The sequence below is a fragment of the Streptomyces sp. JLBG701 genome, from assembly GCF_058544905.1.
In genome coordinates, this window is record NZ_CM178588.1 from 6,631,684 (window position 1) to 6,646,888 (window position 15,205).

Here is a 15,205-nt window from a genome sequence, read left to right on the forward strand (position 1 = left end):
TCGGGAGGTTTGGTGGCTGTGAACTCTCCGCGACCGCGCCGTTAAAGAACTGATCCGACCGGCGCGTCGCGAAACGGGCCGCTCGTGGAGCGGGCGCGGGAGAATGGCCGACATGAGTCCCATCTTCCGCCGCAAGCCCCCGAAGGCACCCGGGGACCGGCTCGTCACGCTTGTCCGTAAGCCCGGCTGTCATCTGTGTGATGACGCACAACTCGTGGTCGAGAAGGTGTGTGCCGATCTCGGTGTCCCCTGGGAGCAGAAGGACATCACCCAGGACGCCGAACTCCACGACCGATACTGGGAACAGATCCCCGTCGTACTGGTCGACGGTGAACAGCACACGTTCTGGCGCGTGAACGAGGAACGGTTGCGCAAGGCCCTGACTGACTAGTCCAACTGGTCCGATCGGTCGCTTAGGATCGATGGTGACCAGGCCTTGGGGGGCGGGATTTATGAGGAGCGTGTGCTGTTTTGCCCCCGAGAGAGACGTGCGTGACCCCGGTCACGTTGGCCGGGCAAATCGGACACCATCTTTGTGCACGCGTTCACAAAGACATAGCCTGCATTCGACGGGGCGGTCTAGGTACGTGTGACCGCCTGCAGCCCCGCTCTACCCGCAGGAGCACCGTGGCAACTGGCCGAACTCACCGACCGGCGACCCGCAGCCGAGGGATTCCCGAGGCCACCGTCGCCCGGCTTCCGCTGTACCTCCGAGCCCTCACCGCACTGTCGGAGCGCTCGGTACCCACGGTCTCCTCGGAGGAGCTCGCGGCCGCTGCGGGGGTCAACTCCGCGAAGCTGCGCAAGGATTTCTCGTACCTCGGCTCCTATGGGACGCGTGGTGTGGGGTACGACGTCGAGTATCTCGTCTATCAGATCTCGCGCGAACTGGGCCTGACCCAGGACTGGCCGGTTGTGATCGTCGGCATCGGCAACCTCGGCGCAGCGCTCGCCAATTACGGCGGGTTCGCCTCCCGCGGGTTCCGGGTCGCCGCGCTCATCGACGCCGATCCCGCGATGGCCGGGAAGCCCGTCGCCGGGATCCCGGTGCAGCACTCCGACGACCTCGAAAAGATCATCACGGACAACGGCGTCTCCATCGGCGTCATCGCGACGCCCGCCGGTGCCGCCCAGCCGGTCTGCGACCGGCTCGTGGCCGCCGGGGTCACGTCCATCCTGAACTTCGCGCCGACCGTGCTGACCGTCCCGGACGGCGTCGACGTGCGCAAGGTCGACCTCTCCATCGAGCTGCAGATCCTCGCCTTCCACGAGCAGCGCAAGGCCGGCGAGGAGGCCGCGTCTACCGACGGCACCGGCCCGGTTGCCGCCGTGCGCGCCGAGTCCGCCGACAAAGGGCCTGACGGGGATGTCCCCGCCGTGATGCCGGCATGAGTCTTCTCGTCGTGGGGCTGAGCCATCGCAGCGCTCCGGTCAGCGTCCTGGAGCGGGCCGCGCTGGCCGCGGACGCCCAGATCAAGCTGCTCCAGGACACGGTCGCCGCCGAACCGGCCACCGAGGCCGCCGTCCTCGCGACCTGCAACCGCATCGAGCTCTACGCCGACGTCGACAAGTTCCACGCCGGAGTCGCCGAGTTGTCCACGCTGCTCACCCAGCACAGCGGGGTCGGACTCGACGAGCTCACCCCTTATCTGTACGTGCACTACGAGGACCGCGCCGTCCACCATCTGTTCTCCGTGGCCTGCGGCCTGGACTCCATGGTCGTCGGCGAGGGCCAGATCCTCGGTCAGATCAAGGACTCCCTGGCCAAGACGCAGGAGCTGCACACCGCCGGGCGCCTCCTCAACGACCTGTTCCAGCAGGCGCTCCGGGTCGGCAAGCGCGCTCACTCCGAGACCGGAATCGACCGCGCCGGACAGTCCCTGGTCACCTTCGGCCTCCAGCAGCTGTCCGACGGTACGGACGTCAACGCCTGGGCCAAGGGCAAGAAGGCCCTCGTCATCGGCGCCGGCTCGATGTCCTCGCTGGCCGCCGCGACGCTCGCGCGTGCCGGGGTCGCCGAGATCGTGATCGCCAACCGCACCGACGACCGCGCCGAGCGCCTCGTACAGATCCTCACCGAGGGCGACGACACGGACGTACTGGCCCGCGCGGTACCGATGGACGCGCTGCCGGTGGAACTGACACGTGCCGATGTCGCGATCTCCTGTACCGGCGCGACCGGCCTGGTCCTCACGGCCGACCTGGTCGTCACGGCGGTCGAGGGCCGGGTGCCCGAGGGCGCCTGGGCCGGTCGCAGGGCCGCCGAGGACGTCGTACGAGATGACGTACGGGAAGACCTGCGGGGGGAGCTGCCGCCCACCAGCGTCGGGACCGACGAGAACTGTCCGCTCGATCTGACCGCCGTGCAGGGTGCGGCCCGCTTCTCCGTGATGGGGGAGGCCGCGGTCGCCGGGATGGACGCGGCGACGCTGGAGCAGCATGCCGCGTGGGCCGGCGGGAGTGCCGTGGACCGGCGGGATGCCGCCCGGCGCGGTCCCGAGGCCGATGCCGAGCTGATCAGCGCGCTCGCCGCGACCGTGGCCACCGTCGGGCGGATTCCCGAGCGGCGCAGGCCCGAGCCGGTCGCCGTGATTCCGCGCCCGACCCCGGTGCTCTCGCTCCTCGACCTCGCCATGCCGCGTGACATCGACGCCGCCGTGCACCGGCTGCCCGGGGTGCGGCTGGTCGACATCGAGTCGCTCGCCGAGGCCTCGGCGGACGCTCCGATGGCGGCCGATGTGGACCAGGTACGGCGTATCGTCTCCGACGAGGTCGAGGCCTTCGGGGCGGCCCTGCGGGCCGCGCACATCACGCCGACCGTGGTCGCCCTGCGCACCATGGCCGCCGACGTCGTCGCGAGCGAGATCGCCCGGCTCGACGGACGGCTGCCCGGGCTCGACGAGAAGCACCGGGCAGAGATCACGCAGACCGTGCGACGCGTGGTCGACAAGCTCCTGCACGCACCGACGGTACGGGTCAAGCAGCTCGCGGCCGAACCCGGCGGCGCCGGGTACGCGGACGCGCTGCGCACCCTGTTCGACCTCGACCAGGAGACGGTGGCCGCCGTGTCCAGGGCCGAGAACAGCACCGAAGAGAACGCCAAGAACCGAGGGCCGGCATGAACGAGCCGCGTGAGCCGCAGGGGCGCGCCGGTGTTGAGGGACCGAGCGCGCGGAGGCCCGAAGGGCTGAGCACGGTCGGGCACTCGACACCGGCTGGAGCGCCCCGGAGGCGGGCAAATGAAGAGGGGCCTTTGAGGCTGGGTACTAGGCGAAGCAAACTCGCCCTGGCCCAGTCCGGGCAGGTGGCGGAAGCCGTGAGCCAGGTGACCGGACGGCCCGTCGAGCTCGTCGAGATCACCACGTACGGGGACACCTCCCGCGAGCAGCTCGCGCAGATCGGCGGCACGGGCGTTTTCGTGACCGCCCTGCGGGACGCCTTGCTGCGCGGTGAGGTCGACTTCGCGGTTCATTCGCTGAAGGACCTGCCCACGACGCAGCCCGAGGACCTGGCGCTGGCCGCCGTCCCCGAGCGCGAGGACCCGCGCGATGTGCTCATCGCCCGCGACGCCCTCAAATTCACCGACCTGCCCCGCGGGGCGCGCATCGGCACCGGCTCGCCGCGCCGCATGGCGCAGCTGAACGCGTACGCGCGCGGCCACGGGCTGGACATCGAAACGGTTCCGATCCGGGGGAACGTGGATACTCGGATCGGGTTCGTGCGGGATGGTGAACTGGACGCGGTCGTGCTGGCCGCGGCCGGCCTCAACCGCATCGGCCGTAGCGACGAAGTGACCGACTTCCTGTCGGTCGACACGGTTTTGCCCGCCCCCGGCCAGGGGGCCCTTGCGATCGAGTGTGCCGCGGACAACGCGGACCTCGTCGCGGCGCTCGGCGAGCTCGACGACCCGTTCACGCGGGTCGCCGTAACCGCCGAGCGGTCACTGCTCGCCGCCCTGGAGGCCGGTTGCAGCGCACCTGTGGGTGCGCTCGCCGACCTGCTGGCCGACGGGCAGATTGTCAAGGAAATGCGCCTGCGCGGCGTCGTCGGCACGACCGACGGCTCGCGGATGGTGCAGTTGTCCACCACCGGTCCCGTGCCCGAGACGTACGACCAAGCAATGGCGCTCGGCCGTGAACTCGCTGCCGAGATGCTTGCCCAGGGCGCGGCCGGTCTGATGGGGGAGCGAGCACATTGAGCCCCACCAACCTTCCCGCCGGTCCGGAACACGGGCACGTCACCTTCCTTGGTGCCGGACCCGGGGATCCGGGACTACTGACTCTGCGCGCCGTCGAGGCGCTGGCGAACGCGGACGTTCTCGTCGCCGAGCACGAGGTGCTCGACGTCGTACGCGCTCATGCCAGGTCCGGCGTCGCCGTCGTGAACACGGACAGCGGTCCGTCTTCCGACCCGATTCCGGGCACAGGCACGCCCCAGCTAACGGTTGTTGACGGCGCGTCAACAACCGTTGGGGTCCCCGCCGTGCGGGATGCCGCACATCTTGTCATGGAGGCCGCGCGGGGCGGCAGGCGGGTCGTACGTGCGGTGTCCGGGGACCCGGGACTTGATACGTACGCCGCCGAGGAAATGCTCGCCTGCGTCGCCGCGGGTGTTCCGTTCGAGGTCGTGCCCGGTGTGGCCGCCGCGGTGGGCGTGCCCGCCTATGCGGGTGTGCCGCTGCGGGACGCTCAGGGTGCCGATGTGCGGTTCGTGGATGCGCGGACGGCTTCCGATCGGTGCTGGACCGAGGTCGGGGCGTCCGACGGCACGGTTGTCGTGTCGACGACGCTCGATTCCGTCGGGGCGGCTGCTGGTGAGCTGGTCTCTTCCGGGCGTAAGCCCGATACGCCCATGACCGTCACTGTCGGTGGTACGACCACTCGTCAGCGGACGTGGACGGCGACCCTGGGCACGATCGCCCAGACGCTCAAGCAGGCCAAGGTCCTCCCGTCTCCGGACGGAGGGCGGTCGGTGATAGCCGTGGTCGGTGAGCGTTCCGCCGCGGCTCAGCGTGAGCAGTTGTCGTGGTTCGAGAACAAGCCGCTCTTCGGGTGGCGCGTTCTTGTGCCGCGTACCAAGGAGCAGGCGGCTTCGCTCTCCGACCAGTTGCAGTCCTACGGGGCTGTACCGCACGAGGTTCCGACGATCGCCGTCGAGCCGCCGCGGACGCCTCAGCAGATGGAGCGGGCCGTCAAGGGGCTCGTCACCGGGCGGTACGAGTGGATCGCCTTCACGTCGGTCAACGCGGTGAAGGCTGTTCGGGAGAAGTTCGAGGAGTACGGGCTTGATGCGCGGGCGTTCGCCGGTATCAAGGTCGCCGCAGTGGGGGAGCAGACGGCCAAGGCGCTTGTTGCCTTTGGCGTGAAGCCGGATCTGGTGCCTAGCGGGGAGCAGTCCGCTGCTGGGTTGTTGGAGGACTGGCCTCCTTACGATCCCGTCTTCGATCCGATTGATCGGGTGTTCCTGCCTCGGGCGGATATTGCTACGGAGACCCTGGTCGCCGGGCTTATCGAGCTGGGCTGGGAGGTCGACGACGTCACGGCCTATCGGACCGTGCGGGCCTCGCCGCCGCCTGCGGATACGCGGGAGGCGATCAAGGGGGGTGGCTTCGATGCCGTTCTCTTTACGTCTTCGTCCACTGTGCGGAACCTCGTGGGGATTGCTGGGAAGCCGCACAACGTGACCGTGATCGCGTGTATTGGGCCGGCTACCGCGAAGACTGCCGAGGAGCATGGGCTTCGGGTGGATGTGATGGCTCCGGAGCCGTCTGTGCACAAGTTGGCTGAGGCGTTGGCCGAGTTCGGGCTTCGGCGGAGGGCTTCGGCGCTTGAGGCTGGGGATCCGGTGACTCGGCCCAGTGAGCGGAGGCCGGGGGCTCGGCGGCGTCGTACGACCTGAGGTTCGGTGGGGGTGGCTGTCCCTGGGGGCTGCCGCCCCCAGACCCCCGCTTCGGCCCGAAGGGCCTCGTCCTCAAACTCCCCCAGAGGGGGGACCCCCAGACGGGCTGGGGGTTGGCGTCACCGTATGGCCGTAGCGCAGCAGGTTTGCCGGGTCGTACGTCCCCTTTGTGCGGCGTAGGCGGGTGTAGACCTCCGGGGTCCAGGCTCGGGCCCTGTCCCTCTCGTCGCCGGGGGTGCCGTGGATGTTGACCATGGTTCTGCCTGTGCCGTACGGAGACATTGCCGTGTTCAGGGCTGTCGTTGCGGCCTCCACCGACTCCGCTGCTTCCGGGCTTGCCAGGATGGCCACCGTTTCCAGGAAGTAGTCCGCGTCTCGGGCGCAGATGGCGTCCTCCGTGGGGGCGGGGCGGGAGAGTTCGGCGCCCAGGTGGCGGAGTTCGACCAGGAGGAGCGGGTAGTCGGGGGGTGCTGCCGGGCCTGCCTGGGCAAGGAATGTTGCTATCGCCTCTGGGGAGAGGTCCCTGAGCAGGGCGCAGGATTCTCTTGCGGGGAAGGGGTCCTGGGGTTCCGCGTAGATCTGGTCGACGTCCGTGTAGGGCATGTCCGCCACGGTGTCGATGACCGGGGGTGCGGCCTCTCGGAGTGGCGCCAGGAGGCGGTTTCCCTCGGTCGGGTTGCCGGTCCAGGCGACCGCTATGCGGGACCAGAAGCCGCCTCGCAGGGGTTCCGGGATCATGGGGAGTGGGGGGAGGCGGAGCAGGCTGTACGCCGTGCACATCTCGGGTGGGACCGTGGTGGTCCAGTCCCGCCAGGCGCGGAGAACCGGCTCGGCGTCCGTGCCCGCGAAGTAGATCGCGCCGCCCAGGATGCGGTGGAACGGCAGCAGGTCGCAGACCAGGGATGTCACCACGCCTACGTTGCCCTTGCCGCCGCGCAGCGCCCAGAAGAGGTCTGGCTCGTGGGTGGGGTCCGTCTCGCGCAGGGTGCCGTCGGGGGTGACGACCTGGAAGGAACGTACGAGGTCGGCCGCATAGCCGTAGGCCCGGCCGAGGACCGGGAGGCCGCCGCCCAGGGTGTAGCCGACGACGCCGACGTCCGTGGAGGTGCCGTTGAGGGCGGACAGGCCGTGCGGGGTCGATGCCGCCAGGACGTGGCTCCACTTCGCGCCGGCGGCGACCGTCGCGTGTCGTTCGACGGGGTCGATCTGTACGTCCGTCATACGGGCCGTGTTGAGCAACAGGCCGTTGGTTATCGGGAAGTTCGCTCCGTGGCCGGTCGCCTGGACCGTGACCGGGGTGTCCGTCGCCGTTGCCCAGCGGAGGGCGGCCACCACGTCGTCCACGCCGGTCGCGCCCACGACCACGTCCGGGGTGTGTCTCGCGGCCAGGTTGAAGCCGGTGACCTCGGCGGCGTAGCCCTCGTCGGTGGGGCGTAGGACCGGGCCGCGGATGTCGGACAGGGCGAACAGGTCCGGGGTGTTGTGGTGGGTGGCGGTCATCACGTTCTCCCTCCTCTCACCAGGATGGACCCGTGGGGTGGGGGTTGCATGTGGGGGAGAAGGGGCGGGGGAGGGGAAGGGTGGGGTCCCGGTGGGGCCGTTTCCGTCCGACGGGGCGTCGGTAAAGGTGCTACTGAGTCGGGCGTAGCGTAGGTGTATGTCGAAGTACGGATCCTTTCCCGGTTCGCGTCCACGGCGGCTGCGGACCACCCCCGTCATGCGGCGCATGGTCGCCGAGACCCGGCTGCATCCGGCCGACTTCATCCTTCCCGCGTTCGTGCGGGAGGGCGTGAGTGAGCCGGTGCCGATCTCCGCGATGCCCGGGGTTGTGCAGCACACGCGGGACAGTCTGAAGAAGGCCGCCGCTGAGGCCGTGGCCGCCGGGATCTCCGGGATCATGCTCTTCGGGGTGCCGGAGGAGTCGAAGAAGGACGCGGTCGGAACGCCGGGGACGGATCCGGACGGGATTCTTCAGGTCGCGCTGCGTGATGTGCGGGCCGAGGTGGGTGACGAGCTGCTCGTCATGTCCGACCTGTGCCTCGACGAGACGACCGATCACGGGCACTGCGGGGTGCTGGACGCCGAGGGGCGCGTCGACAACGACGCCACCCTTGAGCGGTACGCCGAGATGGCCCAGGTGCAGGCCGACGCCGGGGCGCATGTCGTGGGGCCCAGCGGGATGATGGACGGGCAGATCGGCGTCGTCCGGGACGCGCTGGACCAGATCGGGCGGGAGGACGTCGCCGTCCTCGCCTACACCGTCAAGTACTCGTCCGCCTTCTACGGGCCCTTCCGGGAGGCCGTCGGTTCCTCGTTGCAGGGGGATCGCAAGACCTACCAGCAGGACCCGGCCAACATGCGTGAGTCCATGCGGGAGTTGGCGCTCGACCTGGAGGAGGGCGCCGACATGGTCATGGTCAAGCCGGCCGGGCCCTACCTCGACATCCTCGCCCGCGTCGCCGACGCCGTGGACGTGCCCGTGGCCGCCTACCAGATCTCCGGCGAGTACTCGATGATCGAGGCCGCCGCGGAGAAGGGCTGGGTCGACCGGGACCGGGCGATCTTCGAAACGCTGACCGGGATCAAGCGGGCGGGGGCGCGGAACATCCTTACGTACTGGGCGGTTGAGGCGGCGCTGAAGTTGCGGTAGGGGGCTGGGGGAGGGCTGGGCTTCGGTGGTCTTGCCTCGTGGTCTGGCCCGGGGGTCTTCAGTCCCACCAGTTGAAGAGCAGGTCGCTCAGTACGTCGGGGCGCCAGTAACGGATGTCGGCGAGTTCGCCTTCCGACAGTTCGCTGATGTCCACCTCGGACATCGGCGTGCTCAACTCCTGGACGGGCAGGGGACGTAGACCGATCGCGGTGAAGCTGTCGGCCCACGGTGGCGGGTCGACGAAGCCCGACAGGTCCTGGCCCGACACGGGCGGGGTGTCGGTGAAGGCGACCATCGGCAGGCGGGTGTGGCACAGGACGACGTGTGCGCCCGTCCGTCCGGTGACGGTGACCGCGCGGAAGCTGGACACCCCGACGAAGGTCAACTCGTCGACGCGGCCCCCGATCCGTCTCGCGGCTTCCCAGCAGGCGCCCAGGAAGATCTTCACGTCCGTATGCGGGAGCTGTTCATCAGCAGTGGATGCCATCAGGGGGCCTTTTGCTTCCTTGAGGTCTTCCTCGGCGGTACGGAGCGTCCGGATTGTGGAATTGCGTGTGTAGACGGCATCCAACTTCTAGGGTACGGGCACGAGTCGTGCCCGTAGCGTCGAAGGAGTCGTCCCATGGTCGCCATAGCCACATCGACCGCCGCCGTTCCGGCCCTCGCCGCGCGGGCGTCGGCGATCGGGGGTTCTCCCGTACGGGACATTCTCGCCGTCACGGCCCGGCCTGAGGTGATCAACTTCGCGGGTGGGCTGCCGGCGCCGGAGTTCTTCGACGTGGAGGGGATTGCCGCCGCCTATCAGGCTGTTCTCACCGAGGTGCCGGGGCGGGCGCTCCAGTACGCCACGACGGAGGGCGAGCCGGCGTTGCGGGCCGCGCTCGCCGGCCGTAACACCGTGCGCGGGCTCGCCACCGATGCCGACGACCTCCTCGTCACCACCGGTTCGCAGCAGGCGCTGTCCCTGCTCGCCACCGCGCTGCTCGAACCCGGGGACGTCGTCCTCGTCGAAGACCCCTGTTATCTGGCGGCACTTCAGGTCTTCGGCCTCGCGGGCGCGCGGGTCGTCGCCGTGCCCGGGGACGCGGACGGGCTCGACCCCGATGCCCTGGCGGAGCTCGTGGTGCGGGAGCGGCCCAAGCTGCTCTACACCGTCCCCACCTTCCAGAACCCGACCGGACGGACCCTGCCCGGCGAGCGCCGCGCGGCCATCGCCTCCGTCGCAGCCCGCCTCGGCCTGTGGATCGTCGAGGACGACCCCTACGGCGAACTCCGCTTCGAGGGCGAGAGGGTGCCCTGGATCGCCTCCTACGACGGTGCCGGCGACCGGACCGTCCTGCTCGGCTCCTTCTCCAAGGTGATGGCACCCGGCCTGCGCCTCGGCTGGCTGCGCGCCCCGGCCGCACTGCGCCGCGCCTGCGTCGTCGCCAAGCAGGCAGCCGACCTGCACACCCCGACCGTCAACCAGCTCGCCGCGGCCCGGTACTTGGCCGACAACGACCTCGACGCCCACGTGGCGCGTGTCGCGGCCGTGTACGGGGAGCGCCGCGACGCCATGCTCGCCGGGCTGGCCCACGCCCTCCCGGCCGGTTCCACCTGGGGCCGTCCCGAGGGCGGCATGTTCCTCTGGGCCCGGCTTCCGGAGTCGTACGACACGACGGAGCTGCTGTCGCGGGTCGTGCGGCACGACGTGGCCTACGTGCCGGGCGCGCCCTTCTACGCGGGTACGCCGGACACGTCGACGATGCGGCTGTGCTTTGTGACGCAGACGCCGGGGGAGATCGGGGAGGGGTTGCGGAGGTTGGGGGCGGGGCTGGGGCTGGGGCGAGGCTGAGGTCGGGGTTGGGCGGTCAGTCCCTCACCCTCAGTCCCACCAGAAGGACCACGTCTGCTTGCCCAAGAGTTCGTGCTCGGCGTACGCGCGGAGCGTCTCGTGGTGGCCCTGGGTGATGTTGTCCGGGCAGAAGGCGAAGTGTTCGGCGGCTATCGCCTCTGCCTCGGCGGGTGTGGTGGGCGGGGCCGCCACGGACAGCACCAGTTGGTTGAAGGTGAGGGCGAGGACGCGTATGCCGAAGCGGTCCTCCCAGGAGCGTAGGACCGCGCAGAGGCGGGCGACGTCACCCTCGTAGTTCGCCGGGCCCGACCAGCCGATGGCGGCGGGGAGGTCGGCGGAGCGGCGGGCGGGGACGAGGGCGAGGCGGGGCTCCTTCAGCCAGGAGCCCGGGCCCAGGAGGGCGTCGGCGAGCGAGGCGAGCAGAGCGTCGGCGTCCCCCGCACCGCCGGCGGCGGTGGGAGTGGCGAGGCCGGGCCAGTCTTCGTCCTCCGCCGCGTACTCCTCCCAGAACTCGGCGAGGACCTCCTCGGGGTCGTGGTCCCCGGGATACGACGTCTCGCCCGGCATCAACTCCCACTCCTCCGGCCCGCCTTGACCGCCCCCGACGTCTATGACGACCGGGAGGAGTCCGGCCGCCCGGCAGGCGTCATGGTGCGCTGCCCAGTCTCCGGGTGACGCGGGCGCGTCCGCGTACCAGAGCAGGGGTTCGTGCCACGGCCCGTCGTCGGTCGCGTCGATCAGTCTCCCGGCGGGGAGTCGCAGTCCGAGCGCGCCTCCGCTCGGGTCGGCCGCCATTACGGGCAGCGGGTTGGGAAGTGTCGCCATGCCAGTGACTGTAGGGGCACCCACTGACAACGGGCCTGCCCAGAGCAACAGTTCGAACTCGGTCCGGCGTCGAAACTGCGTACGGCGGGACACGGATCGCATACGGTTCGGCGGCGGTGGAGTCTCGGTGCCGTGAACGCCGGGTGGGCGCGGCCGCAGCGTCGGTGACCTTGTGTTGATCTGTCCTGAAAACGAGGGCTGTCCATTGTCAATGATCTGTAAAGCGGGCACGGATGGCCTGTTGAGGGGTGGTCACTTTCCGCGTTGACGAGGTCTCGTCAGGCTCCGTACCTTCTGCCTCTGGCCTGATCCGAACGGTGAGGCTCGCCGTCGATCCCTGGGGGACGCAATGAACTACTTTCTCGATGTCGTCAAGAAGTACGCCGTGTTCAGCGGGCGGGCGCGCCGCAAGGAATACTGGATGTACGTGCTGTTCTACATGATCGTCGCCGTCGTGCTGATGGTCATCGACCTGGCGGTCCTGGACTCGCAGATCCTCACCTACGCCCTCGGCCTCGGGCTCTTCCTGCCGAGCCTGGGTGTCACCGTGCGCCGCCTGCACGACACTGGCCGCACGGGCTGGTGGGTACTGATCTCGTTCGTCCCGTTCGTCGGCGGGATCGTGCTGCTTGTCTTCCTTTGCCTGGACGGCGAGCAGGCCAACCAGTACGGCGAGAACCCGAAGCTCGTTCCGGCGACCGTCTGACGTTCGCCCACGCCTGGCCGCCCGGTTTCCTCCGGGCGGCTTTTGCGTTGCCGCAACTAGCGGGTGGCGTACGCCGTGAACGCGGCCCAGGCCTGGCGGGAGGCGGTGAGGGTGGGGCCGTCTTCGGGGGTGTTCTTGGAGTCGCGTATGTGGATGGTGTGAGGGCAGGCGGCGACTTCCACGCACTGGCCGCCCTCGTCGCTGCTGTAGCTGGACTTCCGCCAGGCGTAGGCCACTTCGAGGCACGCCCCGCCCTCGTCGCTGCTGTAGCTCGACTTGAACCACTCAAGTGCGGTGCTCATTTATCTCCTAGCAGGCGGTCGAGCAAGCCCTTGGACTCCTGCGGAGACAGGGCCTGTGACCGCAGCATCGCATATTTGCGCGCCAGGATGGACACCTCGTCGGGGTCGGAAACCCACTGGCTGCCGCGCTGGCTCTCGGTGTAGGCCAGGTGCAGGTGGTCTGGCGTCTCCAGGATGATGAAGGGGCCGGCCAGACCGGCGTGCGAGGGCGTGTTCATCGGCAGGAACTGGAGTGCCAGGCCCGGGAGTTCGGCGCACTCCCGCAGGTGGCGGAGCTGGTCGCGTCGTACCTTCGGGCCTCCGATGCCGAGGTGGAGCACCGGCTCCCACACGATGAAACTCATCGTCGGCGGACACTTGCGGTGCAGGATCTCCTGGCGCTCGATGCGGGCCGCTGTCATCGTCGCGATCTCGTCCTCGTCGAACGCCGGAACGCGCTCGGACAGCACCGCGCGGGCGTACGGCTCGGTCTGGAGCAGGCCGGGGATGACCGCGTTGTCGTACCAGGACAGGGCGACGGCCTCGCGCTCGTGCGCCATGTACTGCTCGGCGAACAGCGGGAACTGGTCGAACTCCGGCATGTTCTCGACGCCCACCGCCAACATGTCCTTGGTGTCCAGGATTTGGTCCAGCGTCACGGCGAGTGGTGGCAGGAGTGGTCGCCTGCCCTGTTCGATCGAGGCGATCGTCTCCTCGTCCACGAGAGCCACGACGCTGAGGGCGCGTTGCGTGTAGCCCGCCGCCTTGCGGGCCACCTGCAACTGCGCGCCGATCATGCGCATGGTGGAGAGGTTCTTCCTGCGCGGCAGCTTCTTTGCGTTCATGTTCGTCTAACTCCCCGCACCCACCCGTACCGGACCCCGTGTGAACCCGTACAAAATCCGAGTACGGGTTCACTGGGTGATCCACGGTAGTAACTGTGCGCAACTCTCGTACCGTGAATGAGACAACCCAACTACCGCCCCTGCGCGAGAAGTTCTTCCGCCGCGAACGCCGGTCCATCCCCGCCGCCCGGCAGTTCGTCCACGAGTTCCTGGCCGGCCGGGGACTGGCCGACACCGAACTCGCCCCCGACGTACTGCTCTGTGTGAGCGAGCTGGCGACCAACGCGCTCGTGCACGGCGTGCCGGCCGGGCGGCAGTTCCTTGTGCATCTGCGGTACGACGGGCGCGTACTGCGGGTGGAAGTGCATGACAGTGGTGGCGGCACCCCGCGTATCGCCGATCACGCCGACGAAGGTGGGCGTGGGCTGCTGCTTGTGGCGGCGCTCAGTGACAAGTGGGGGGTGGGGGAGCGGGAGTTGGGCAAGGTGGTGTGGTGCGAATGGGGCTGAGACTGGATTGCCGTACCCGCTGTCAGGGCTGGATGTTCTCCAGGTCCTCCAGGAGGCTCGGGTGCTTCGGTTCCCAGCCGAGTGTCTGGCGGGTGTGGGTGCTGGATGCGGGCTGGTCGGTTGCGAAGATCGGGCCGAGGGGGCCGTAGGTCTCCTCCGGGACCGGCTTGACCGGCAGGTTCAGTCGGCGGCCGATGACCGTCGCTATGTCACGCACCGGGTCTCCTTCGTCGGCCACGGCGTGCCAGGAGGTGCCGGATTCCGCCTGTTCCAGGGCGAGCCGGAAGAGGACTGCCGCGTCGAGCGCGTGTACGGCCGGCCAGCGCTGTGTGCCGTCGCCCGGGTAGCCGGACACTCCGGTCCGGCGTGCGATGTCGGTCAGTAGGCCGGCGAATCCGCCCGTGCCCTGGTTGTGCACGGTGCGCGGCAGGCGTATGGCCGTGCTTCGGGCGCCGCGCGAGGCCAGGCCCAGGATCTCCGTGACCGTGCGGCCGCGACCGCCGACCGGGCCGTCGGTCGGCAGCGGGTCGGTCTCGGTGGAGGCGCGGCCCCGTGTCCAGGGGGTGCCCGAGACGGTGACGAGGGGGCGGTCGCTGCCGGCGAGTTCCGCGCCGAGGGTCGTGAGGGCGGCGGTTTCCTCGGCGACCGCCTTCGCGAGGGCCTCGGGGCTGCTGAAGTCGTTGGCGAACGCCAGGTGGATCACCCCGTCGGCCTGGGCGACGCCGGCGCGCAGGACGTCCAGGTCGGCGAGAGATCCCCGGAGCGGCTCGGCCCAGGCCGCCTGGGCGGCCAGCGCGGACGCGTCGGAGCGGGCGAGTGCGAGGACGGTGTGGCCGTTGCCGAGGAGTTCGGCGACGACCGCGGAACCGATGAGGCCGGTGCCGCCGGTGACGAAGACGCGCATGGAACTCTCCCTCAAGTGATGGGACCTTTGTCTCATGACTCTAGCAGGGTGATGGGACAAAGGTCCCATCGCTATGATGGGCCCATGGGTCGATGGGAACCGGGAGCGCGCGAACGCCTCGTCATGGCTGCCGTCGACCTCTTCACCGAGCAGGGGTACGACGCCACGACGGTCGCGCAGATCGCCGAGCGCGCCGGGGTCACCAAAAGCACCTTCTTCCGGCACTTCCCCGACAAGCGCGAGCTGCTGGTGGCCGGGCAGGAGACGTTGAGCCGGCTGCTGAGTGAGGGGATCGCCGAGGCGCCCGGTGACGCCAGCCCGCTGGAGGCGGTCGCCGCCGGTCTTGAGCGCGCCTCGGGCGCGATGGGCCCCATGAATCGCGAGTTCGCCCCTCGCGTGAAGGCGGCCGTCGCCGCCAGCGCCGAACTCCAGGAGCGTGACGCCCTCAAGAGCGTCAGCCTCGCGGCCGCGATGACAACCGCCCTGGTCGCCCGCGGTGTGCCCGGCCCGACCGCGGCTCTCGCGGGCGAGCTGGGCGTCCTCGCCTTCAAGCGCGGGTTCGCCGAGTGGTCCGAGGGTGACCGTGACGGCAAGGACGAGCTCGCCGGGTACGCCCTGGCGGCGCTGGACGAGCTGCGTGCGGCTAGCGCGTCGCTGGGCTGACCTGACGGCCGGAAGACCGGATGACCGGAGCGACCTCATGCGCTCGGCGGTGCGTTGGGCGGCCGGTGCAGTTCACATGCCCCTCTCGGG

At 69.6% G+C, this 15,205-nt stretch carries 16 protein-coding genes; 10 read left to right on the forward strand and 6 right to left on the reverse strand.

Annotation, left to right across the window (positions count from 1 at the left end; translation table 11 throughout):
* Positions 1-103: 103 nt before the first annotated feature.
* The 5 genes from AC5DRG_RS30695 (at position 104) to AC5DRG_RS30715 (ending at position 5,898) form a co-directional block, all read left to right on the forward strand.
* Positions 104-391, forward strand: coding sequence for a glutaredoxin family protein (locus AC5DRG_RS30695; protein WP_491802705.1), 288 nt, complete (start codon positions 104-106; stop codon positions 389-391).
* A gap of 236 nt (positions 392-627) precedes the next feature.
* Positions 628-1,392: a redox-sensing transcriptional repressor Rex gene (locus AC5DRG_RS30700; protein ID WP_491802706.1), complete on the forward strand. Its 765-nt coding sequence runs from the start codon at positions 628-630 to the stop codon at positions 1,390-1,392.
* The gene (locus tag AC5DRG_RS30705) at positions 1,389-3,122 is read left to right on the forward strand and encodes a glutamyl-tRNA reductase (RefSeq protein ID WP_491802707.1); all 1,734 of its coding nucleotides are present in this window, start codon (positions 1,389-1,391) and stop codon (positions 3,120-3,122) included. Before AC5DRG_RS30700 ends, AC5DRG_RS30705 begins: the two co-directional genes overlap by 4 nt.
* Before the next feature lie 131 nt (positions 3,123-3,253).
* A complete protein-coding gene (hemC, locus tag AC5DRG_RS30710; RefSeq protein WP_491802709.1) occupies positions 3,254-4,198 on the forward strand; it encodes a hydroxymethylbilane synthase in 945 nt (314 codons plus the stop codon).
* Positions 4,195-5,898 (forward strand): bifunctional uroporphyrinogen-III C-methyltransferase/uroporphyrinogen-III synthase, encoded by a 1,704-nt coding sequence (locus tag AC5DRG_RS30715; protein ID WP_491802710.1) that lies wholly within the window; start codon positions 4,195-4,197, stop codon positions 5,896-5,898. The genes hemC and AC5DRG_RS30715 overlap by 4 nt, the downstream gene beginning before the upstream one ends.
* A 72-nt stretch (positions 5,899-5,970) precedes the next feature.
* Here the strand turns inward: AC5DRG_RS30715 and AC5DRG_RS30720 are convergent, their stop codons facing one another.
* Positions 5,971-7,398: an FAD-binding oxidoreductase gene (locus tag AC5DRG_RS30720; RefSeq protein WP_491802711.1), complete on the reverse strand. Its 1,428-nt coding sequence runs from the start codon at positions 7,396-7,398 to the stop codon at positions 5,971-5,973.
* Between the two features lie 157 nt (positions 7,399-7,555).
* Between AC5DRG_RS30720 and hemB the strand changes: the two genes are divergently transcribed.
* Entirely contained in the window at positions 7,556-8,548 is a 993-nt protein-coding gene (gene hemB, locus AC5DRG_RS30725) for a porphobilinogen synthase (protein WP_491802712.1), read from the forward strand.
* 58 nt (positions 8,549-8,606) lie between these two features.
* Here hemB and AC5DRG_RS30730 read toward each other — a convergent pair whose 3' ends face one another.
* Positions 8,607-9,035, reverse strand: a complete 429-nt coding sequence (locus tag AC5DRG_RS30730; protein WP_491802713.1) for a hypothetical protein — start codon at positions 9,033-9,035, stop codon at positions 8,607-8,609.
* A 135-nt stretch (positions 9,036-9,170) separates the two neighbouring features.
* Between AC5DRG_RS30730 and AC5DRG_RS30735 the strand changes: the two genes are divergently transcribed.
* Positions 9,171-10,382, forward strand: coding sequence for an aminotransferase-like domain-containing protein (locus AC5DRG_RS30735; protein ID WP_491802714.1), 1,212 nt, complete (start codon positions 9,171-9,173; stop codon positions 10,380-10,382).
* Between the two features lie 30 nt (positions 10,383-10,412).
* Here the strand turns inward: AC5DRG_RS30735 and AC5DRG_RS30740 are convergent, their stop codons facing one another.
* On the reverse strand, positions 10,413-11,207 hold the full coding sequence (locus AC5DRG_RS30740) for a DUF4253 domain-containing protein (protein ID WP_491802715.1): 795 nt from the start codon (positions 11,205-11,207) through the stop codon (positions 10,413-10,415).
* 349 nt (positions 11,208-11,556) lie between these two features.
* Between AC5DRG_RS30740 and AC5DRG_RS30745 the strand changes: the two genes are divergently transcribed.
* Entirely contained in the window at positions 11,557-11,913 is a 357-nt protein-coding gene (locus AC5DRG_RS30745; RefSeq protein WP_491802716.1) for a DUF805 domain-containing protein, read from the forward strand.
* Positions 11,914-11,969: 56 nt separating this feature from the next.
* Here AC5DRG_RS30745 and AC5DRG_RS30750 read toward each other — a convergent pair whose 3' ends face one another.
* Complete coding sequence (locus tag AC5DRG_RS30750) at positions 11,970-12,215, reverse strand: DUF397 domain-containing protein (RefSeq protein WP_491802717.1); 246 nt, start codon at positions 12,213-12,215, stop codon at positions 11,970-11,972.
* A complete protein-coding gene (locus AC5DRG_RS30755) occupies positions 12,212-13,039 on the reverse strand; it encodes a helix-turn-helix domain-containing protein (protein ID WP_491802718.1) in 828 nt (275 codons plus the stop codon). Before AC5DRG_RS30755 ends, AC5DRG_RS30750 begins: the two co-directional genes overlap by 4 nt.
* A 113-nt stretch (positions 13,040-13,152) precedes the next feature.
* On the opposite strand from AC5DRG_RS30755, the gene AC5DRG_RS30760 reads away from it, so the two are divergent.
* Entirely contained in the window at positions 13,153-13,548 is a 396-nt protein-coding gene (locus AC5DRG_RS30760) for an ATP-binding protein (protein ID WP_491802720.1), read from the forward strand.
* Between the two features lie 22 nt (positions 13,549-13,570).
* Here the strand turns inward: AC5DRG_RS30760 and AC5DRG_RS30765 are convergent, their stop codons facing one another.
* The gene (locus tag AC5DRG_RS30765) at positions 13,571-14,452 is read right to left on the reverse strand and encodes an SDR family oxidoreductase (RefSeq protein ID WP_491802721.1); all 882 of its coding nucleotides are present in this window, start codon (positions 14,450-14,452) and stop codon (positions 13,571-13,573) included.
* 84 nt (positions 14,453-14,536) lie between these two features.
* Between AC5DRG_RS30765 and AC5DRG_RS30770 the strand changes: the two genes are divergently transcribed.
* On the forward strand, positions 14,537-15,115 hold the full coding sequence (locus AC5DRG_RS30770) for a TetR/AcrR family transcriptional regulator (RefSeq protein WP_491802722.1): 579 nt from the start codon (positions 14,537-14,539) through the stop codon (positions 15,113-15,115).
* Positions 15,116-15,205 lie beyond the last annotated feature (90 nt).

What these genes read in the sequence shown, in the direction of transcription:
- AC5DRG_RS30750 (WP_491802717.1), bottom strand. Translation starts at nt 12,215, where the DNA reads ATGAGCACCGCACTTGAGTGGTTCAAGTCGAGCTACAGCAGCGACGAG.
- AC5DRG_RS30720 (WP_491802711.1), bottom strand. Translation starts at nt 7,398, where the DNA reads ATGACCGCCACCCACCACAACACCCCGGACCTGTTCGCCCTGTCCGAC.
- hemB (WP_491802712.1), top strand. Translation starts at nt 7,556, where the DNA reads ATGTCGAAGTACGGATCCTTTCCCGGTTCGCGTCCACGGCGGCTGCGG.
- AC5DRG_RS30730 (WP_491802713.1), bottom strand. Translation starts at nt 9,035, where the DNA reads ATGGCATCCACTGCTGATGAACAGCTCCCGCATACGGACGTGAAGATC.
- AC5DRG_RS30735 (WP_491802714.1), top strand. Translation starts at nt 9,171, where the DNA reads ATGGTCGCCATAGCCACATCGACCGCCGCCGTTCCGGCCCTCGCCGCG.
- AC5DRG_RS30770 (WP_491802722.1), top strand. Translation starts at nt 14,537, where the DNA reads ATGGGTCGATGGGAACCGGGAGCGCGCGAACGCCTCGTCATGGCTGCC.
- AC5DRG_RS30755 (WP_491802718.1), bottom strand. Translation starts at nt 13,039, where the DNA reads ATGAACGCAAAGAAGCTGCCGCGCAGGAAGAACCTCTCCACCATGCGC.
- AC5DRG_RS30745 (WP_491802716.1), top strand. Translation starts at nt 11,557, where the DNA reads ATGAACTACTTTCTCGATGTCGTCAAGAAGTACGCCGTGTTCAGCGGG.
- AC5DRG_RS30705 (WP_491802707.1), top strand. Translation starts at nt 1,389, where the DNA reads ATGAGTCTTCTCGTCGTGGGGCTGAGCCATCGCAGCGCTCCGGTCAGC.
- AC5DRG_RS30695 (WP_491802705.1), top strand. Translation starts at nt 104, where the DNA reads ATGGCCGACATGAGTCCCATCTTCCGCCGCAAGCCCCCGAAGGCACCC.
- AC5DRG_RS30765 (WP_491802721.1), bottom strand. Translation starts at nt 14,452, where the DNA reads ATGCGCGTCTTCGTCACCGGCGGCACCGGCCTCATCGGTTCCGCGGTC.
- AC5DRG_RS30740 (WP_491802715.1), bottom strand. Translation starts at nt 11,207, where the DNA reads ATGGCGACACTTCCCAACCCGCTGCCCGTAATGGCGGCCGACCCGAGC.